This is a genomic window from Aquitalea sp. ASV11, assembly GCF_016429185.1.
GTDB lineage: Bacteria > Pseudomonadota > Gammaproteobacteria > Burkholderiales > Chromobacteriaceae > Aquitalea > Aquitalea pelogenes.
Genome location: NZ_JAELUD010000037.1, coordinates 22,520 through 41,702 on the forward strand (window position 1 = coordinate 22,520; position 19,183 = coordinate 41,702).

General features: G+C 61.2%; 15 protein-coding genes. 5 read left to right on the forward strand and 10 right to left on the reverse strand.

Annotated elements, in window-relative coordinates; genetic code table 11:
* Nucleotides 1-83: 83 nt before the first annotated feature.
* The 3 genes from JHD62_RS12835 to JHD62_RS12845 all read left to right on the forward strand — a co-directional run bounded on the left by JHD62_RS12835 (nucleotide 84) and on the right by JHD62_RS12845 (nucleotide 5,876).
* Nucleotides 84-1,706 carry a 3-(methylthio)propionyl-CoA ligase gene (locus JHD62_RS12835; protein ID WP_062788875.1) on the forward strand — a complete coding sequence of 541 codons (1,623 nt, stop codon included), beginning with the start codon at nucleotides 84-86 and terminating at the stop codon, nucleotides 1,704-1,706.
* 479 nt (nucleotides 1,707-2,185) lie between these two features.
* Entirely contained in the window at nucleotides 2,186-4,060 is a 1,875-nt protein-coding gene (locus JHD62_RS12840) for a methyl-accepting chemotaxis protein (protein ID WP_199103239.1), read from the forward strand.
* 64 nt (nucleotides 4,061-4,124) lie between these two features.
* Entirely contained in the window at nucleotides 4,125-5,876 is a 1,752-nt protein-coding gene (locus JHD62_RS12845) for a lipopolysaccharide assembly protein LapB (RefSeq protein ID WP_199103240.1), read from the forward strand.
* A gap of 4 nt (nucleotides 5,877-5,880) precedes the next feature.
* Here JHD62_RS12845 and JHD62_RS12850 read toward each other — a convergent pair whose 3' ends face one another.
* The 6 genes from JHD62_RS12850 to JHD62_RS12875 form a co-directional block, all read right to left on the reverse strand.
* Nucleotides 5,881-7,284, reverse strand: a complete 1,404-nt coding sequence (locus JHD62_RS12850) for an FAD-binding oxidoreductase (RefSeq protein ID WP_199103241.1) — start codon at nucleotides 7,282-7,284, stop codon at nucleotides 5,881-5,883.
* Nucleotides 7,285-7,299: 15 nt separating this feature from the next.
* Complete coding sequence (locus tag JHD62_RS12855; RefSeq protein WP_199103242.1) at nucleotides 7,300-7,923, reverse strand: glutathione S-transferase family protein; 624 nt, start codon at nucleotides 7,921-7,923, stop codon at nucleotides 7,300-7,302.
* A 36-nt stretch (nucleotides 7,924-7,959) separates the two neighbouring features.
* The gene (locus JHD62_RS12860) at nucleotides 7,960-9,483 is read right to left on the reverse strand and encodes a cation/acetate symporter ActP (RefSeq protein ID WP_199103243.1); all 1,524 of its coding nucleotides are present in this window, start codon (nucleotides 9,481-9,483) and stop codon (nucleotides 7,960-7,962) included.
* A complete protein-coding gene (locus tag JHD62_RS12865) occupies nucleotides 9,480-9,698 on the reverse strand; it encodes a hypothetical protein (protein ID WP_131357598.1) in 219 nt (72 codons plus the stop codon). Before JHD62_RS12865 ends, JHD62_RS12860 begins: the two co-directional genes overlap by 4 nt.
* Nucleotides 9,699-9,756: 58 nt before the next feature.
* Nucleotides 9,757-11,112 (reverse strand): NAD-dependent succinate-semialdehyde dehydrogenase, encoded by a 1,356-nt coding sequence (locus tag JHD62_RS12870; protein ID WP_199103244.1) that lies wholly within the window; start codon nucleotides 11,110-11,112, stop codon nucleotides 9,757-9,759.
* A gap of 341 nt (nucleotides 11,113-11,453) precedes the next feature.
* Nucleotides 11,454-12,245, reverse strand: coding sequence for a LuxR family transcriptional regulator (locus JHD62_RS12875; protein WP_199103245.1), 792 nt, complete (start codon nucleotides 12,243-12,245; stop codon nucleotides 11,454-11,456).
* 793 nt (nucleotides 12,246-13,038) lie between these two features.
* Between JHD62_RS12875 and JHD62_RS12880 the strand changes: the two genes are divergently transcribed.
* Nucleotides 13,039-14,004, forward strand: a complete 966-nt coding sequence (locus tag JHD62_RS12880) for a LysR family transcriptional regulator (RefSeq protein WP_178972076.1) — start codon at nucleotides 13,039-13,041, stop codon at nucleotides 14,002-14,004.
* A 71-nt stretch (nucleotides 14,005-14,075) separates the two neighbouring features.
* Here the strand turns inward: JHD62_RS12880 and JHD62_RS12885 are convergent, their stop codons facing one another.
* The 4 genes from JHD62_RS12885 to JHD62_RS12900 all read right to left on the reverse strand — a co-directional run bounded on the left by JHD62_RS12885 (nucleotide 14,076) and on the right by JHD62_RS12900 (nucleotide 17,027).
* Nucleotides 14,076-14,510 carry an SCP2 domain-containing protein gene (locus JHD62_RS12885; protein WP_199103246.1) on the reverse strand — a complete coding sequence of 145 codons (435 nt, stop codon included), beginning with the start codon at nucleotides 14,508-14,510 and terminating at the stop codon, nucleotides 14,076-14,078.
* Nucleotides 14,497-15,426, reverse strand: coding sequence for a U32 family peptidase (locus JHD62_RS12890; protein ID WP_199103247.1), 930 nt, complete (start codon nucleotides 15,424-15,426; stop codon nucleotides 14,497-14,499). Before JHD62_RS12890 ends, JHD62_RS12885 begins: the two co-directional genes overlap by 14 nt.
* Before the next feature lie 54 nt (nucleotides 15,427-15,480).
* Entirely contained in the window at nucleotides 15,481-16,497 is a 1,017-nt protein-coding gene (locus JHD62_RS12895) for a peptidase U32 family protein (protein WP_045846743.1), read from the reverse strand.
* 146 nt (nucleotides 16,498-16,643) lie between these two features.
* Complete coding sequence (locus JHD62_RS12900) at nucleotides 16,644-17,027, reverse strand: SirB2 family protein (protein WP_131357607.1); 384 nt, start codon at nucleotides 17,025-17,027, stop codon at nucleotides 16,644-16,646.
* Nucleotides 17,028-17,120: 93 nt separating this feature from the next.
* Between JHD62_RS12900 and recC the strand changes: the two genes are divergently transcribed.
* The coding region (recC, locus tag JHD62_RS12905) for an exodeoxyribonuclease V subunit gamma (RefSeq protein ID WP_199103248.1) at nucleotides 17,121-19,183 on the forward strand (2,063 nt) is incomplete at its 3' end.

The window sequence follows — 19,183 nt, forward strand, 5'->3', positions numbered from 1 at the left end:
AGAAAAAATGATTGGAGCCCTCGCCATGAAATGCATATGGTCTTTTGATGGACTCACAAACCACGACAATAGAGGGGAACAAGATGCGTGGACAAATGATGGAGCAGCCGCTGCTGATCTCCGCCTTGCTGCAACATGCCGAAACCTATCATGGCGACAGTGAAATCGTGTCGCGTACCGTGGAAGGCCCGATTCACCGCTACACCTACCGCGAGGCAGCACGCCGCAGCCGGCAACTGGCCAATGCGCTGGCTGGCCTTGGAGTAGGGCATGGCGATACCGTGGGCACGCTGGCGTGGAACGGCTACCGCCACTACGAAATCTACTTTGCCACCTCCGGTTCCGGGGCCATTTGTCACACGGTCAATCCGCGCCTGTTTGCCGAGCAGATCAGCTACATCATCAATCACGGCGAAGACAAGGTACTGATGTTCGACCTGAGCTTTCTGTCGGTGGTGGAGCAGATTGCCGCCGAACTGACCACCGTGCAGCACTTTGTCCTGCTGACCGACCGCGCCCACATGCCGCGCGAGTCCACACTGGACAACCTGTTGTGCTACGAAGACCTGGTCAACAGCCATAGCGACCACTACCAGTGGCCGGACTTCGACGAAAACACCGCTTCCAGCCTGTGTTACACCTCGGGCACTACCGGCAATCCCAAGGGTGTGCTGTATTCGCACCGCTCCACCGTGCTGCATGCCTTTGCCAGTTCGCTGCCGGACAGTCTGGATATCTCGGCCCAGGGTGCCATCATGCCGGTGGTACCGATGTTCCACGTCAATGGCTGGGGCCTGCCCTACAGCTGCACCATGAACGGGGCCAAGCTGGTGTTGCCCGGCCCCAAGATGGACGGCGTCAATCTGTACGAGCTGATCGAGACCGAAGGCGTCACCATGGCGGCAGGCGTGCCCACCATCTGGATGATGCTGTTGCAGCACTGCCAGAAGAACCACCTCAAGATTCACAGCCTCAAGCGGGTGATTGTCGGCGGTTCGGCTGCGCCGGAAAGCATGGTGGACCAACTGGCCGAACATGGTGCCGAACTGCGCCAGCTGTGGGGCATGACTGAATTGTCGCCCTGTGGCACCACCAGTACGCCCAAATTCAAGCACAACGGCTGCGACACACCGACACTACGTGCACTGCAAACCAAGCAGGGCCGTCCCATTTACGGCGTGGCCATCCGCATTGTCGATGACGAAGGCAAGCCGCTGCCCAACGATGGTGTGGCCTTCGGCAATTTGCAGGTGAAGGGTTCCTGGGTGCTGTCGCGCTACTTCAAGCGCGAACTGGACGATTCCCATACCGAGGACGGCTGGTTCAATACCGGCGACGTGGTCACCATCGACCGTGACGGCTACATGAAGATTACCGACCGCACCAAGGACGTGATCAAGTCCGGCGGTGAATGGATCAGCTCCATCGAACTGGAAAACATCCTGGTGGGACACCCGGCGGTGGCCGAGGCCGCCGCCATCGGCGTGGTGCATCCCAAGTGGGACGAACGCCCGCTGATGGTGGTGGTGCTCAAGCCCGGTGCCAGCGCGACCCGCGAAGAGTTGATCGGCTTTTATGAAGGCAAGATCGCCAAGTGGTGGACGCCGGACGATGTGGTGTTCCTGGATGAGCTGCCGCACACCGCCACCGGCAAATTGCAAAAGATGAAACTGCGTGAAATGTTCAAGGATTACCAGTGGGCTTGAGTGCTGACAGCTGCTGACAAAAGCGCGTAGAGAACCCGGGCCCAGGCGCGCCGACGCAGACAGTACAAAAAGTACGGCAAGGAGGCGCAACGCAGGAGCGGAGGTTTTGTTAGCGGGTCTAAGCTGCTGAATTGAATGGACAGAATAGAGCATTTGCGCTAAATTGTGCATCGCACTGAAGGTCGCAAGACCTTTTGTGGTGTTAGCCCCTCGAAGCATCAAGCTGGCAACCCCAGCCAGATGTTTCTTCCTCGTGTTGGCCCCTGAGAACCCTCAGGGGATTTTTTTTGCCTGTCGTTCTCCCTGCCCCTCTTTCTTGCGTTCTGCACGCCTGCTGCAAAGCCGCTTTGCTGTTCTGGATCAAAATGTAAATAAGTATTTCATAATTTAATGTCAAGATTGTTGGCAGACAGGTGTCCGTTGCCACAAAGCGCTTGCGTTCATGCTTGGGGCATCACCATTTTCGCCAGGGGGAAAAAATGAAATCCTTGCGCAGTAAACTTATTGTATTCAATGCCTTGCTGATGGCGGTGTTCGGGCTGGTGCTGGTGCTGATCGTATTCATCCAGATGCGCGGCGAAATCCTCAATGGCCTGAACCATGAATTCGACTCCGCGCTGAAAGGGCAGGGCAGCGTGGTGAAAACCTGGCTGGATGAAAAGAAACAGGAAATCGCCGCCCAGGCCGAGGTGGCCACACAGGCCGATGCCCTGCGCTTTCTCAAGGTAGGTGCGCGCGCTGGCTTCAATGTCAATTACGCGGGTTTTGCCGATGGCCGCTCGGTGTTTTCCGATGACTGGCAGGCACCTGCCGACTACAAGGTCACCACGCGCGACTGGTATCAGCAGGCATTGTCCGCAGGCAAGCCGGTGGTGACCGAACCCTACGTGGATGAAGCCAGCAAGAAGCTCACCATCACGGTGGCGGCGCCCATCCTGCAAGGGGGCAAGCCAGTCGGGGTGGCCGGTGGTGATGTGTTTGTCGATAGCCTGGTGCAGTCGGTACTGTCCTTGAAAGTCAGGGGCAATGGCTATGCCTTCATCACCGACGGCAAGGGCACCATCCTGGCGCATCCGCAGGCCGGGCTTACGCTCAAGCCCATCAGCACGCTGGCACCAACGCTGAATGCTGCCCGGCTGGCCGAGCTGGCGGGCAGCCAAAGCCTGCAGCAGGTGGAGCTGGATGGTCAGGACATGCTGTTATCGATACAGCGCATCCCGGGAAGTGACTGGCTGATTGGCCTCGCCACGCACCGCGCTGACATTCTGGCGCCGCTCAATACCCTGTTGCTGACCGTAGCCGGCTTGAGTGCGCTGATCTTCGTGCTGTTGATTCCATTGGCCGGGGTGCTGCTGGGACGCATGCTGGGCGGGCTGGTGGCATTGCAACAGGCCATGCAGGATATTGCCCACGGCGAAGGTGACCTGACCCTGCGGCTGAAAATAACAGGTCAGGATGAAATTGCCGCCACGGCGACGGCTTTCAACCAGTTTGTCGAGCAGCTGGGCAGGCTGTTCCGCGGGCTGCGCGACGATGCGGGTGGGGTGGTGGTGGGCGTGAGCCAGGTATCCGGACAGGTGGGCGAGGTGGCCGAGCGGGCGCGTGGTATTTCCGATATGTCCTCCAGCAGTGCGGCCACGCTGGAGCAGATTACGGTCAGCATTGCCCAGATTGCCGACCACGCGCGTGAAGCCGCGGTGCTGGCCACCCGTACCGGCCAGGGCCTGGATGCCGGGGCCAACGGCATGCATCAGCTGGCCAGCGGCATGGAAAGCACCGGCCAGTCGGTGTGCGCGCTGGAAGGCATGCTGGCTGCGCTGGAGCAGCGCTCGCAGCAGATTTCCGGCATTACCGAGGTGATTCGCGATATTGCCGATCAAACCAATCTTTTGGCGCTCAATGCTGCCATCGAGGCCGCCCGTGCCGGTGAACAAGGTCGTGGCTTTGCCGTGGTGGCCGACGAAGTGCGCAAACTGGCGGAACGCACCGCCCAGGCCACGGTGGAAATTGCCGGCATGGTCAGCGCCATCCGTACCGAAACCGGCAAGGCGGTGGACGACGTCCAGCGCACGGTGCATGTGGTGAATGATGGCGTGCAACTGACGCGTGATGCGGTGGCCAATATCCAGTCCATCCGCCATTCCATGCAGGACGTGGTGAGCAAGATGTCGGAAATCTCCCATTCCACCCAGGAGCAGCACAATGCCAGTACGCTGATTGCGCAAAGCTCCGAGCAGATCAACAGCCGGGTGCTGGAGAACGATGACATGCTGCAACAAGCCAGCCATACCTTGCAGGGGCTGGCCGACAAGGCCGGACAAATGAATGGCCAGTTTGCCAAATTCCACTTGTAGGCTTTTACAATGGCGGGGCTGCTGATGTGCCGGATGCATGGCAGCATCGATCAGGAGCGCTGCCATGAACTTGTCCCCGCTGGCCTTGCGGGCCGCCACCTTGCTGGCGGAACACAATCTGCCCGCTGCCTTGCAGGCGGCTCAGGCCTGTTTGCAGGCCGAGCCGGACAATGCACCGGTGTGGAACCTGCTGGGTGTCTGCGCGGCCCGGCTGGGGCAGGGCGAACTGGCCGAACAATGCTGGCAGCAGGCTTTGCAGCTGGATGCCCGCGTGGCCGATGCCCATTACAACCTGGGCTGCCTGTACGCGGAAACCGGTCAGCCGGAACGGGCCGAACAGCATTACCGCGCCGAATTGCAGCGTCAGCCAGACCACCCGGCAAGCCTCGGCAATCTGGCCAGTCTGCTGGCCGATGGCGGCAGGCCGGACGCAGCGCAAGCTTGCTGGGAAGCATTGCTGCGCGTGCAGCCACACGATAGCGCTGCTCTGACCGGGCTGGCGCAGTGTCATCAGCAGCTGGGCAACCCTGCCGCTGCCGAGGCCTGCTGGGAGCAGTTGCTGCAGCAAGACCCGCATCACCTGGTTGCCCTCAACAACCTGGCGCTGCTGTACCAGCAGCAACACCGTTGGCCCCAGGCTGACAGCCTGCTACAGCAGGCCTTGCAACAGCCAGACCCACCGGCGGAAATCTGGCTGAATCAGGCCAATGGCCTGTTGCTGCAGGGCAAGGCAGAGGCCGCGCATGTGCTGCTGCAGCAGGGTATTGCACACCATCCGGCAGCGGCGTCCTTGCACGACGCTTTGGGCATGGCCTGCAGCGAATTACGCCTGGCCAATGCTGCAGAGCAAGCCTTGCGTACGGCAGTGCAACTGGCCCCGCAGCAGCCGCGCTTCCGGCAAAACCTGGGCTATCTGCTGCTGTCGCAACAACGCTGGGACGAAGGCTGGCCGCTGCTGGAAGCCCGCTTGCAACGTACGCCGGGCAGCGCCGGTGTGCCGCAGATAGCTTCGCCGCGCTGGCAGGGTGAGGCACTGACGGGGAAACACCTGCTGTTGTGGTTCGAACAAGGGCTGGGTGATGCGCTGCAATTCTGTCGCTATCTGCCCTTGCTGCAGCCCGCCCGTTTGACCGTGGTATGCCGTCCCGAATTGTTACGCCTGCTGCAAACCCTGCAGCTGGACTACCCGGTGGACTGGCTAGCCATGCAGCGACTGGACATGGACTTGCCCGTGCATGACTGCCATGTATTTGCCATGAGCCTGCCGCACTGGCTGGCTGCCGACCCGGCGGCTGTGGTGCCAGCCCGTTTTGTGATGCCGTCAGCCGGCAGGGCGCAGCCGGCTACGCGGCCACGCAAGCTGGGTCTGGTATGGCGCGGGCATGCCCGTCATCCGTTCGACCATCACCGTTCACTGCCCGATGTGCGACTGCTGGAACCCTTGCTGACCTTGCCCGCTGTGGAATGGACCAGCCTGCAATTGCCGGTGCAGGCCGCCGAGCAGCAATGGCTGGCGGGGTTTGCCAACTGGCAGGCAGGGGAAAACGGGCTGCATGATCTGGCCGCCACCGCGGCGGTACTGAGCGGGCTGGATGGCCTGGTGACGGTGGATACCGCCATGGCGCATCTGGCCGCCAGTCTGGGCTTGCCTACCTGGCTGCTCTTGTCCTGGCACCACACCGACTGGCGCTGGGGCTGGCAGGGCGAAACCAGTGTCTGGTATCCCGCCATGCGCCTGCGCCGTCAGCAGGCTGCAGGGGATTGGGCCGGGCTGATCAGCCGTCTTGCTGCCGAGCTGGCACAGCCTGCAGCCTGATGTCTCAGCGACGGGCGGGCGACAGCCACTTGCCCGGGTTCATCAGCCCCTGCGGGTCCAGCAGCTGCTTGACCCCTTGCATCAGCTGCAAGGCCACCGGGTCCTGATAGCGTTGCAGCCAGTGGCCCTTGAGCTGGCCCACGCCGTGCTCTGCTGCCAGTGTGCCCTGATGGCGGTAGACCAGATCGTAAACAATGGCATTGACGCTGGCTTCGTCGGCGAACAGTTCTGCGTTGTCAGGCCGGGTGTAGCTGATGTTGTAGTGCAGGTTGCCGTCACCGGCATGGCCAAAGGCGATGATGCGCACGCCCGGAAACGCTGCGCGCAGTGCCGCTTCGCATTCGGCCAGGAAGGCCGGAATGGCGGAACTGGGCACGCCGATATCGTGCTTGATGCTGGCACCGTCGCGCTTCTGGGTTTCCGACATGGCTTCGCGCAGCTGCCACAGTTGCTGACGCTCGGCTTCGCTGTGCGCCAGTACGCCATCGACCAGCTGTTGCGTGCTCAGCCATTCCACCAGCTGCTGTTGCAGCGGATGACTGTCGCCACTGTCGGACAGCTCCATTAACACCGCCCACGGCTGGATGAAGGGCAACTGGCCCGGATGGTATTTTTCCAGCAGCTGCTGGCAGGGCTGCGACATGATTTCAAAGGTGGTCAGCCGGTCGCCAAAGGCCTGGCGCAAGGCGGACAGCAGGTCGATGGCAGCCTGGCTGCCATCCACGCCCAGCCAGGCGGTGGCGTGGGCAGTGGGCCGAGGGAACAGCTTGAGCGTGGCGGCAGTAATCAGCCCCAGCTGACCTTCTGCGCCGATGAACAGCTGCTTCACGTCCAGCCCGCTGGTGTCCTTGCGCAGGCCGGACAGCTGGTGCAGCACGCGGCCATCGGGCAGCACCACTTCCAGCCCCAGCGTCAATTCGCGCATGGTGCCGTAGCGCAGCACCGCCAGCCCGCCGGCATTGGTCGACAGGTTGCCGCCAATCTGGCAGCTGCCCTCACTGGCCAGCGACAGTGGAAACAGCCGGTCGGCATCGGCGGCCAGTTGTTGCAGCGTGGCCAGCGTCATGCCGGCTTCCACCGTGATGCTGTTGTTGGCGGTGTCGATGGCGCGCAGGCGGTTGAGGCGCTGCATGGCCACCACCAGTTGCTGTCCGGAACCATCCGGCGTGGCCGCACCGCAAGTCGAGGTGTTGCCGCCTTGCGGCACCACGGCTACCTGCTGGCGCTGGCACAGCTGCAACAGGGTCGCCACTTCGGCGGTACTGCCCGGCAACACCACGGCCAGGGGCTGGCCCTGATAGCGGCGACGGTAGTCCAGCGTGTAGGGTGCGGTATCTTCAGGCCGGGTCAGTACATGGGCGGCACCGACAATGGCGCTGACATCAGCAAGAAACAAGGAGTGGGCCATGGTGTGTTGTGCGTCTCAGTCCGGAATTTCCGCGGCCATCAGCTCGTCCGGATGCTGCCAGCCGGGCAACTGGCAGATGCGTTCCAGCCAGGCAGCCACGTGCGGCCAGGCTGCGATATCCAGCCCGGCATCGCCCAGCCACCACAGATAGGCGCTGGCGGACAGGTCGGCAATGGTCAGCGTGCTGCCAATCAGGTAGGCATGATGGCTCAGCGTGCTTTCCAGCTCGTTCAGGTCTGCCTTCACCCTTTGTTCCAGCCAGGTGGTGACCTCGGCCGGTTGCGGGAAGAACTTGCGCGCCAGGCGCAGGTTAGGCAGGGAAAAGCCGATGCGGTTGCTTTCCCAGCACAGCCATTCGCGCACCAGCTGGCGCTCGCCCGGCGCACCATCCAGTCGACCATAGCTATCGGCCAGCCATTGCAGGATGGCATTGGACTGGCACATCGGTGTGCCATCGGCCACCAGTACCGGTACTTCGCCGAAGCGGCTGGCGGCGCGGAAGTCTTCCGGCCGCTCGGCACGTGGCAAGGCCAGGTCCACATGCACGTAGTCATGGGAAACATCGGCCAGCATCAGCGCCAGGCGGACTTTGTAGCTGTGTCCGGAAAAACAGTTGCCGTACAGGGTAAGAGTGGTCATGTCGTGAGGTCTTGTTGTGATGTTGATGATGCTTGTTCAGTTGCCGTGGCCAGATGCAGTGTCTGCGCCTGTGCCATTGCCGTCAACGGGCTTCACCCACCGCCAGCCTGCGGAGGCCAGCCAAGCGGCAACAAAGGCGAAAGGGACGCAAAACAAGGCCGGATTGGCATAAGGGAACAGCGGGTGTGCATGGCCCAGCATGCCCACCCAGACTGCAGGTCCGGTCAGGATGCAAAGCAGGGCGGCCAGCATGCCACCATAGCCGCCAGCCAGCACGCCGGCCACGCGCAGCCCAGGCCAGTACAGGCCCAGCAACAGTACCGGGAAATTGCTGGACGCGGCGATGGCAAAGGCCAGCCCTACCAGAAAGGCAATGTTCAGGTTCTGGAAGCTGCTGGACAGCAGCAGTGCCACCACGCCAAGCACTACACTGGCCAGCCGCGACAGCTGCCATTCGCGCTTGGGATCGGCCTTGCCATGGCATAGCCACAGCGCGTACAGGTCGTGGCTGATGGTACTGGCACCGCTGATGGCCAGGCCGGCCACCACTGCCAGAATGGTGGCAAAGGCCACCCCTGCAATCAGCGCTTGCAACCAGTTGCCACCCAGCAGGCTGGCCAGATGCAGCGCCGCCATATTGCCGCCGCCCAGCAGTTTGCCTGCCGCGTCGTGAAAGCGGCTTTCCGGAGCCAGCAGGACCAGCGCACCATAGCCAATGATGATGTTGAGGCAGAAGAACAGGCCGATCAGGCAGGTCGCCCAGCCAGCCGAACGACGTGCGGCCCTGCTGTCGGCTACGGTGAAAAAGCGCATCAGCACATGCGGCAGCCCCAGCAGGCCGAGGCTGAGCCCCAGCCCCAGCGATAGCGCCTCCACCGGATTGGCCAGTGATTTGCCTGGCAGCAGCAACTGGCCGTGGTCGATTTGCGCGACGCGGGCAAACAAGGCAGACGCACTGAAACCGAAGCGGGACAAGACACCTCCGGCCAGCACCAGCGCACACAGCAACATCAGCACGGCCTTGACCATCTGGATCCAGCTGGTGGCCAGCATGCCGCCCAGCGCCACCTGCAGCACCATCAGCACGATGACCAGCCCCACGGAAAACAGATAGGGCAGGCCAAACAGCAATTGCAGCAATTTGCCTGCGCCAACCAGTTGCACGATCAGATAGCACACCGTCACTGTCAGCGAGCTGATGATGCCCAGCAGGCGTACGCGCGGGTCGTCAAAGCGGCTGTTGAGTACTTCCGCCACGCTGTAACGTCCCAGTGCGCGCAGCTTGTCGGCCAGCAACAGCATCAAGAGGGGCCAGCCGGCCAGCGTACCCACGGCATAAACCAGTGAATCGTAGCCCTGGCCCACATACATGCCGATGGCACCCAGAAAGGCGGCGGCCGACAGATAGTCTCCTGCCAGTGCCAAACCGTTTTGCCAGGCAGGTAGCTGCCCGCCGGCGGTATAGAAATCACCGGAAGAGTGGGTGCGTCTGGCCGCAAACAGGGTCAACAACAGGCTGGAGGCGACAAACAGCAGAAAAAACATACTGGCTGCCGTCATTCGGATTGCTTCCGGTCGCTGACACCAACCTGCCATACGGTAATGGCCAGAAACAGTGCAAACAGCAGCAGGGCCAGCAAGATGCTGCGCGGCCAGCCCGCCACACTGCCCACTAACAGACCGGGGGCGCAGGCGATGAGCAGAAAGTAGCCCAGACAACACAGCAGTATCAGTACGGCCAGGCTGCCGGGACGGAGAATGCAAGACTTCATCATGAACGATATCGCACAAGCTGAACGCAGCGGCGAGCCAGCGGGCTGCGGCTGGCCGAAACTATTTTTGCCAGTAGGTTTTGACATTGACGAATTCGTACAGGCCGAATTCGGACAATTCACGGCCATAGCCAGACGCCTTCACACCACCAAATGGCAGGCGCAAATCGGAACTGGTATGGCGGTTGATGAACACACTGCCCACTTCCAGCTGGCGCGCCAGCTCCCAGCCATGGGCGGTATCGGCGGTGTAGATGGAAGCGCCCAGGCCAAAAGGCGTGTCATTGGCCAGCCGGATGGCATCGGCCTCATCCCGTGCACGCAGGATGCTGGCCACCGGGCCGAATACTTCTTCGTGATACACGCGGCAGGACGCATTGACATGGTCCAGCACCGTGGCCGGGTAGAAAAAGCCCGGCGGAGGTGGCAGCTGTCCTCCCAGCAACAGGCTGGCACCCTGATGACAGGCATCCATCACCTGCGCATGCAGGGCTTCGCGCAGGTCACCGCGGGTGAGGGGGGACAGCGTAGTGGCCGGATGGCGCGGGTCGCCGGGGCGCAACTGGCTGGCAGCCTCGACAAAGGCGGAGACAAAGGCTTCAGCAATTTCCGGTACCACAATCATGCGTTTGGCCGCGTTGCAGCTTTGCCCGGCATCGCGAAAGCGCGAGTTGACGGCATCTTGCGCCGCGGCTTCCACATCGGCATCGGCCAGCACGATGAAAGGATTGCTGCCGCCCAGTTCCAGCACCGTTTTTTTCAGATGCTTGCCGGCCAGACTGGCAATGATGCGTCCGGTATGGGTGGAGCCGGTAAAGGCCACTGCATCGCTGCGCCGGATGGCTTCTTCAACCAGCTCGTGATCGATCCAGGCAATATCCAGGCAATCCAGCCCGGCTGCCCGGACCAGTTCCAGCAGCAACTGTGTGCATTGCGGCACCGAAGGGGCCGGTTTGACCAGGCAGGTGTTACCCGCCATCAGGGCCGGCACGGCAAAACGCAGTAGTTGCCAGATCGGATAATTCCACGGCATCACGGCCAGCACACAGCCCAAGGGTTCAAATGCCACGCCGCTCTGGCTGGCCTGGGTAGGAATGGCTTGCGGTGCCAGCAGGGTGGGCGCCAGTTCGGCGTAATAGCGGATCAGCTGGGCCGATTTGTCGATTTCCGCCAGGCACTCTGCCGTGCGCTTGCCGACTTCCAGTGTAACCAGTGCCGCCAGTTGCTCGCGATGTGCTTCCAGCTGGGTTGCCAGCTGCAGCAGGTGTTCGGCGCGTTGCGCCACCGGGAGCGATGCCCAGCGCGATTGGGCGGCTTTCAGGCGATCCAGGGTATGGTCGAGTTGGTCCCGGCTCCAGCCCGGACGGGTAAATACCACTTCTGCGGTGGCGGGGTTACAGCTGGTAAAGGCATTCATGGCCGGCAGGCAAAGGAATCAGCAAGAGCTGGGACTGTAACAAATCGCCCTGGCTTGTGACAGGGTTTTGTCATGTTTGCGCGTTGCAGTGCAGACTGCGCAAGCGGGCCGGGGGAGGGGACGCCGCCACATGCATCCAGACAAAAAAAGGCCCCGTGGGGACGGGGCCGAATCTTTCAGGTGAGTGCATGGGTCAATCAAAAGAGACTTGCAGATAGAAACACCTCCTGCAATCACCCGGCTTGTACAAGCGCATGACTGCAATCGGTCTGGCGATTCTACTCAGCAGTTGCTGCGATGTTTACTGGCTTTTAGACGGTATCTGCCTACTTGCCAGATGCTCATGTCACACCGGCAACCGAGGTCAGGCCAAGTTGCAGGCCAATCACGATGGCGTGGGTCCGGTTGTTGGCATTGAGCTTGCGGATGATATTGGCGACGTGGAATTTCACCGTACGCTCGCTGATGCCCAGAATGGTGGCAATTTCCCAGTTGGTCTTGCCATGGCTCATCCAGTGGAAAATGTCGAATTCACGCTGGGACAGCGGCATGGTGGCCGGTGCTGCCGGGGCCAGATTGGCCACCCGGCCTGCTGCCTGGCGCAAATGCAGCAACAAGGCATTCAGCATTTCTGTCAGTTGGCTGTCCTTGCCGATTTCACTGCCGGAAACCGACAGTACGCAAACGAGGTTCTGGCGCTCGGACAGTGCGCTGAAACTTACCCCGTTGCCCATGCCGATGGAATTGAGTTCCTGGATGAACTGCTTTTCCTGCTGTCCCTTGGCGCGGGAAAACTTGTCCGCCCAGTGAATGGGCCCCTGACCCATGACCGAGCGCAGGATGGGGTCGCAACTGATGTAGTTGTGATCCATGTAATGGGATACCCAGTCTTCGGGAAAACTGACATTGACCACCTTTTCCACCCGCTGCAACTGCTGGTGCTGGTTGATGCGCCCAAGGGTAATCACCATGTGCTTGGTGGGCAGTTGGGTCTGCAGGTGGTCCAGATAGAGTTTGAATTCGTTTTCGGTTTCTATCTGCCCTGCATCGTGTATCCACTCCAGCAGGGTTTTCTGGCTGGATGGGGTCAGGTTGGCCGGTAGCGGCTGCGTGAACGGAAGCTTGCTGTGCATGATGACGTGACCTTCATTGTCGGGTGGTCAGGACGGTGGTCCGCTTCTAACGTTCCAGCGTTAATCATCAAGAGGTGGCTCCGTGACATCGTGCCTGGCTCCATTGCGATGGTTGCTGGTTGATCTGGAGTGTATTAAGCACTTGGCAAGTGAAACCAGTGGGCAGAATGCCAAGTAGAGCGATCGGCATGCTGAATAAGTAATTTCTCTGTACTTGCTGGGATTTGGAGGAAATTTCTGGCTGTTTTGAACGGAATTTCCGGCAATCAAGTCGATTCCTGGATGGCTTGTCGCATCTCTTTCCGTGCAGCCTGCGTCACGGGGGTGAATGCTACCCGCATCGCTCTTGATCAAAAGCATGGTGAGTGGAGGGCTGACGAGTGCAAGATGCCGGTACGCAGTCATGACATGATCAAGGATTGCGTAGAGAGAGGGTTGGGTAACTGATTGCACAATCTTGATCAAAAGGCTGTTGCCAAGCCCGTTTTCCCTGCTATCACTTGATGGGTACGCTTGGAAATTTGACGTGAAACTGAGTGTTTATTTTTGAAAGTGAAGCCTGATTCTGCGCTGCCTGCATGGGCAGACCGAACCGGTTTGTGAAATTTGAAACAGATTACTGGTATTTCAGCGCGGAAAGGAAAGTCAAACTTCATTATTCACTGGAACTGGTGTACGCTTTTTAAAGAAGAACTACTTAATAATGAAGCTGGCAAATCATGTGGCTGGGGCGGGGATGGTCTTCATCAAAGCAGCCGTATGGGTTTAATGCCGCTCAGGGAACGTTTCTGCTATGGATACTTTAAAAGCTTTGATGGTCTTCATGACCACCGCCGAGAACGGCAGTTTCTCGGATGCTGCAAGAAAACTCGGCGTATCGCCGGCGGCTATCAGTCAAAGCATTGCCCGACTGGAGCAGGAGCTGGAGGTGCGTCTGTTCAACCGGACCACCAGGCAGTTGACGCTGACCGAGGATGGTCGTCGTTTCTACGCCCAGTGCCGTGGACCGGTGAACAATCTGGATTCGGCCATCAACCAGCTCAAGGCCAGTCGTGACGAGCCGGCCGGCCATCTGCGCGTGAGCATGCCCAACTCCTTTGGCCGTCGTTTCATTCTTCCCATCATGGGCGAATTTTGCGAACGCTATCCCAAGGTGCGGGTGTTTTTTGGCCTGGACGACCATTTCAGCGATTTGATCGAAGATGGTTATGATGTCGGCGTGCGTATCGGCATGATGCCGGATAGCCGCATGGTGGCGCGTAACCTGGCGCAGATTCCGCAGTATGTGGTGGCTTCACCCGAGTATTGGGACAAGCATGGCCGCCCGGAAACCACCGAAGAACTGAGCAATCATGATTGCATCAACTTCCAGTTTCCTACCTCAGGCCGCCTGTACAAGTGGGAGTTCGACCGCCGCGGTGAGCGCATTCCGCTGGAAGTGACGGGTACTTATACCCTGAACGAGATGGAAGCCGTGTGTGAGCTGGCCCGTCTGGGCATGGGTGTGGCACAGCTGCCTGGGCACGAGGTGGTGCACCTGATCCGCAGCGGTGAGCTGGAGCCGGTACTGACCGACGTGGTGTCGCTGGAGCGTTCCATTTACATCTGCTTCCCGCATCGCGACCACATCGCGCCGCGTACCCGCGTCTTTGTGGACTTCGTGGTGGAGAAGCTGGCGGATCATCCGGATATCATGGCGGATCTGCCGGGGCTGGATTTGTCCGCCAAACGCAAGGCAGCAGCGCAGCTCATGGGCTGATGCCAGTCTGTTTGCTAATAAACAAAGCCCGGCATATGCCGGGCTTTTTGCTGTTTGTCTGTCAGACCCGTCTACACAGCCATGAAGCGTTGCAGCGGTGTGGCGCTCCAGTCCACGCTGTCCAGCAGGTTCTTCACGATCAGCCCCAGCTCGGTATCCCCTTCAATCACCAGTTTGCGGTTGAAGAACAGGGTGTCCGGGTCTTCTTCGCGCAGCATCATGCGGGCAAAGTCGGCCAGGTTGGCCGCCAGGCGCAGGTCGGGTTCTGATGGGCTGCTGTCCACGCTGAAACGCGCGTCGTCTGCGGTGAAGCGCAGGCGCATGTCGGCATCCAGGATATGGACTTCAAAGCTGTGCCCGGCCAGCAGGCTCATGTCTACCGGCAGGATGTCGCGCTTTTTCAGTTGGTTCAGCGTGGTGACCAGCGCCCAGCAGGGCGGTGTGCTGGGCAGTTTGCCCAGTATGCTGGCCAGCTTTGCCGGCAGGGTCAGGTCAGGAATGTGCATGGCGGGTTTCTCCTATGGCGCTAATGCCGGCACTGCCGCGCCAGTAACCGTCCACCAGCAGGCTGTCGGAATACGGGCTGAGGTCCACTTCGCTGGTAGTGCGTGATTCGATGGCAGCAACAGCCTGCTGGTAGCCCTGTACTACCTGGGCCGTGTGTTGCCACTGCGGGCTGATGCGCAGGGCGGTAATGCCCATGGCGCTGATGTCGGCCAGGTGTGGCAGCAGGGACTGGCAGCCGTCGGACATGGTCTGGATGCCGTTGATGGTGAGGAAGGCCTGTTGTTCGCGCGTGTTCAGGCGCAGGCCGTCCGGGTGCTCCATGCAGCGGAACTGGCAGTCGTCCTTGGACAGGTTGTAATGCCGCGCGGTGAAGCAGCGCGCGGAGAGTGCCAGTGGCAGCCTGCCCCAGGCAAACAACTCGGTTTCGATCTGCACGCCATTGAACGCCGCCTGGCCCAGCACGGCAGACAGGGTGTCGCGGTCCATTTCCACCGGTGGAATCCAGCGCCGCGCGCCCAGTGAGCGGATCAAGGCCAGGGTGTCGGCGTTGTAGATGTTGAGGTGATGACCGGCAACAAAGGGCTGGCCTTGTTGTTGTGCCAGACGGGCTGCGCCCAGATCATTGGCTTCCAGCTGCAGTTCGCCGTTTTCCACCAGCTTGCGCAGGCGGCGCAAGTCGGATTCGCTTTCAATCAGCGCCTGGCTGGACAGCACCACCTGGCGTCCGCTCTGGGCCAGTTCGTGTCCCAGGCTGATCCAGTCCTGGCCGCGCAATTGCTGGCGGCGCGAACAGACCGCCTCGCCCAGATAAATGGTTTCCAGCGGCCAGTCGGCGGCCTCGCTGTAAAAGCGCAGGATATCGTCGCGGGACCAGTAAAACAGTACCGGGCCCAGTGTCAGTTGCAATTTTTTCATATCAGGCCTGCTTGTGAGGCCGGCATGGCAGCTTGCCCGCCGGCACACGGTATGTCATTTCCAGGGCCGGTTGTAGGCACCCAGCGTCTGCTGCTGGCCTTCCGCCAGCTTGGACAGGGCCTGGGTCCAGGCGGGCTTGACGGCAAAGCGCTGCTTGTCCCGGCCTGCTGCATCCAGCGCCTCGCGCAGGGTGCGGGTGACCTGGGCCACGTAGGCCGGGCTGCGCTGGCGGCCTTCCACCTTGATGGCAGCCACGCCGATGTCGATGATCTGCGGCAGCATGCTCATCACGTTCAGGCTGGTGGGTTCTTCCAGGGCGTAATAGGTATCGCCTTCCACTTCAAAGCGGCCTTTGCACAAGGTGGGGTAGCCCGCCGGTTCGCCCTGCTGGTATTCGTCAATCAGGATGCCGTTCAGCCTTGCTCCCAGTGCTTGCTGGCCATGTTCCCAGCGCACGAACTTGGCTGGCGAGCACACGCCATGGCTGTTGGGTGATTCGCCGGTGGCATAGCTGGACAGCAGGCAGCGGCCTTCCACCATCACGCACAGGCTGCCAAAGCCGAATACTTCGATTTCCACATTGGTGTGGTCGATCACCTGCTTGACCTGATCCAGCGTCAGCACGCGCGGCAGGACAGCGCGGCGGATGTCGAACATGTCCTGGGCCAGCTTGATGGCTTCGTAATTGGTGGCGGAGCTTTGCACCGACATGTGCAGGCGCAGGTCCGGGTAACGGTCGCGCGCGTATTTCATCAGGCCGATGTCGGCCAGGATGATGGCGTCCACGCCCAGTGCCGCCCCTTCGTCGATGGCGCGATGCCAGCGGCTGATGTCGCCGCCCTGGGCATAGGTGTTGATGGCCAGCAGCACCTTGCGGCCATGCTGGTGCGCGTAGTGGATGCCTTCGCGGGCGGTGCGGTCGTCAAAATTCAGCCCGGCAAAGTTACGGGCATTGGTATCGTTTTTCAGGCCGAGGTAGACGGTGTCGGCACCGTTATCCACGGCTGCCTTGAGGGCAGGCAGGCTGCCCGCCGGACAAACCAGCTCCGGCAGGGGGCGTGTGGCAGGCATGATGGCAAAATGTCGGCAATTGAAACCGCCAGACATTAGCAGAGCGTTGCAGCGCGGGACTTGTTCTGGGTCAAGCGGCTGGATGGGGAGTGGGGAGTGGGGAGTGGCCGGGATGGCACAGGCCATCCCTCATCCGGGTGGCCGGGTCAGAACGGCAGCACCAGCTTGGTCTTGGCCACCAGCACGATATACGCCACCACCAGCAGCGCACAGAGCAGGGCGATGCTGCGTATCTGCTTGGTGCGGCCGCGTTTCAGCGCAATGGTACCCAGCGCCACATAAGCCAGCAGGCCGGCTATCTTGGCCAGCAACCATGGCGTTTGCAGCAGCGGCCAGCCGCCCACCACCACCAGGGTGATGCCCAGTGCCAGCAGCGCGGTATCAATCACGTGCGGCAGGATGCGCAGCAGCTTGCTGGCCAGGATTTGCTGTTTGTCGGCCAGCATCAGCCCGCCACGCAGCGCGAACAGGGTGATGGTGAGATAGGCCATGCCCATGTGGGCGTGTTTGAGAATCTGGTAAGTGTTCATGCCTGTGTCTGCCATTTATGCCTTATGCATTGGGTGATGGGGGCCAAAGGCTGATGGTACACTGAAGCCTTCGTTTCATCAGCGTTCCCGACCATGCTTTTTCTCTATCAGTCCAATCGTCTGGAGCAATTGGGCCAGCTTTATGCCGCCATGTTGCAGGCACAGCCGCTGAGCGACCCGTTTGCTGCCGAAACGGTGATCGTGCAAAGCCGGGGCATGGGGCGCTGGATGACGCTGGACCTGGCGCAGCAATGCGGCATTGCCGCCAATACCGACTTTGTCTTGCCGGCTGCCTTTGCCTGGCGGCTGATGCAACAGGCCATTCCCGGTTTGCCGCGCAAGTCATCGTTCAGCCCGGAAGTGCTGAGCTGGCGCCTGATGGAACTGCTGCCCACCCTGCAAGGCGAGGTGTTTGCCCCCTTGCAGCGCTATGCTGCCGGTGGCGAGGCCGCTGCGTTTGAGCTGGCTGGCAAGGTGGCTGATATTTTCGACCAGTACCTGGTGTTCCGCCCGGACTGGATCCGCTCCTGGGAAGCAGGAGAACGGCTGGACCTGGGTGATGACGAAGCCTGGCAGGCCGCGCTATGGCAGCAATTGGCCTTGCAGGACCCGGGACGTCACCGTGTACGCATGCTGGATGAATTCTTTGCTGCCTTGCGACCGGAACACCTGCCGGAGCGCATCACCCTGTTCGGCATTGCCAGCCTGGCGCCGATGTATCTGGCGCTGATCAAGCGGCTGGCCGAGCTGACCGATGTCTGCCTGTTCACCCTCAATCCCTGTGAAGCCTACTGGGGCGATATTGTCGATAACCGGCGCAAGCTCAAGCTGCGTGAAAAGGGCGATCTGTTCGCCACCGAAGGTCACCCCTTGCTGGCTTCGCTGGGCAAGCAGGGGCGTGACTTTTTCGAGCTGATTGCCGCCGATGCCGAGCTGGACGCCCGGCCCCTGTTTGCCGAACCGGCCGGTGACAGCCTGCTGGCGCGCTTGCAGCGCGACATCCTGCAATTGCAGATGCCGGGCGAGGATGGCCAGTGGCTGGCGGCGGATGACGGCTCGGTGGAGTTGCATGCCACCCACGGCCCCATGCGCGAACTGGAAGTGCTGAAAGACCGCCTGCTGGCCATGCTGGCGGAAGACCCCTCGCTGAGCAGCGCCGACATTGCCGTGCTGACACCGGACATCAACAGCTATGCCCCGTATATCGACGCGGTGTTTGGCAAGCGCGACGATGCACCCAGCCTGCCCTATGCCATTGCCGACCGTCAGGTGGAGCGCGAAGAGCCTTTGCTGGCCGCCATCGGCACGCTGTTGCAGTTGCTGGATTCGCGCTTTGCTGCCGATCAGGTGCTGGCCTTGCTGGACAGCCCGGCACTGTTGCAACGCTTTGGCCTGCAAGCCGAAGACCTGCCCTTCATCCAGGACTGGGTGCGGCAGAGCGGCATCCGCTGGGGCCGCGATGCCGCGCACAAGGCGGCACTGGGCCTGCCGGCCGACCCGCTGTTTACCTGGCGCTGGGGGCTGGACCGTCTGCTGTTGGGCAGCATCCTGCCACCGGCCATGGCCGGGGATGACAGCGGCCTGTTTGCCGACTTGCTGCCCCAGGGGGGCGCGGGCGGGCAGCTCTCTGAGGTGCTGGCCCGCTTTGCCAACTGTTATGCCGTGCTGGATGAGCTGGCGGTCAGCTGGGCCACGCCAGCCAATGCCGCCGACTGGGCGTTGCGTCTGCTGGAAGGCATAGACCGGCTGTTTGCCGTGGATGACGAAGGCGAAGCCGCGCTGGGCGTGGTACGCGATGCGCTGCAGGAACTGGTGGACGATGCCGCCATGGCCGGTTTTACCCAGGCCTTCAGCCTGCCGGTATTGCGCGACTGGCTGCAACGCAAGCTCACCATGGCCTCGCCGCTGGGCTTCTTGTCCGGCGGCGTCACCTTCTGCGCCATGGTGCCGATGCGTTCCATCCCCTTCAAGGTGCTGTGCCTGATCGGCATGAATGACGGGGCTTATCCACGTGACGAGCGCCCGGTCAGCTTCGACCTGGTGGCGCGCCACCCGCGCCGGGGCGACCGTTCGCGCCGCTTTGACGACCGCTACCTGTTTCTGGAAGCCATCCTGTCGGCCCGCCAGCGGCTGTATCTTTCTTATGTCGGCCTCTC

Coding starts and splice junctions, on each gene's coding strand:
- JHD62_RS12875 (WP_199103245.1), bottom strand. CDS start 12,245: ATGCACAGCAAGCTTCCGTTCACGCAGCCGCTACCGGCCAACCTGACC.
- JHD62_RS12895 (WP_045846743.1), bottom strand. CDS start 16,497: ATGCCTGCCACACGCCCCCTGCCGGAGCTGGTTTGTCCGGCGGGCAGC.
- JHD62_RS12880 (WP_178972076.1), top strand. CDS start 13,039: ATGGATACTTTAAAAGCTTTGATGGTCTTCATGACCACCGCCGAGAAC.
- JHD62_RS12835 (WP_062788875.1), top strand. CDS start 84: ATGCGTGGACAAATGATGGAGCAGCCGCTGCTGATCTCCGCCTTGCTG.
- JHD62_RS12900 (WP_131357607.1), bottom strand. CDS start 17,027: ATGAACACTTACCAGATTCTCAAACACGCCCACATGGGCATGGCCTAT.
- JHD62_RS12885 (WP_199103246.1), bottom strand. CDS start 14,510: ATGCACATTCCTGACCTGACCCTGCCGGCAAAGCTGGCCAGCATACTG.
- JHD62_RS12890 (WP_199103247.1), bottom strand. CDS start 15,426: ATGAAAAAATTGCAACTGACACTGGGCCCGGTACTGTTTTACTGGTCC.
- JHD62_RS12870 (WP_199103244.1), bottom strand. CDS start 11,112: ATGAATGCCTTTACCAGCTGTAACCCCGCCACCGCAGAAGTGGTATTT.
- JHD62_RS12865 (WP_131357598.1), bottom strand. CDS start 9,698: ATGATGAAGTCTTGCATTCTCCGTCCCGGCAGCCTGGCCGTACTGATA.
- JHD62_RS12840 (WP_199103239.1), top strand. CDS start 2,186: ATGAAATCCTTGCGCAGTAAACTTATTGTATTCAATGCCTTGCTGATG.
- JHD62_RS12845 (WP_199103240.1), top strand. CDS start 4,125: ATGAACTTGTCCCCGCTGGCCTTGCGGGCCGCCACCTTGCTGGCGGAA.
- JHD62_RS12850 (WP_199103241.1), bottom strand. CDS start 7,284: ATGGCCCACTCCTTGTTTCTTGCTGATGTCAGCGCCATTGTCGGTGCC.
- JHD62_RS12855 (WP_199103242.1), bottom strand. CDS start 7,923: ATGACCACTCTTACCCTGTACGGCAACTGTTTTTCCGGACACAGCTAC.
- JHD62_RS12860 (WP_199103243.1), bottom strand. CDS start 9,483: ATGACGGCAGCCAGTATGTTTTTTCTGCTGTTTGTCGCCTCCAGCCTG.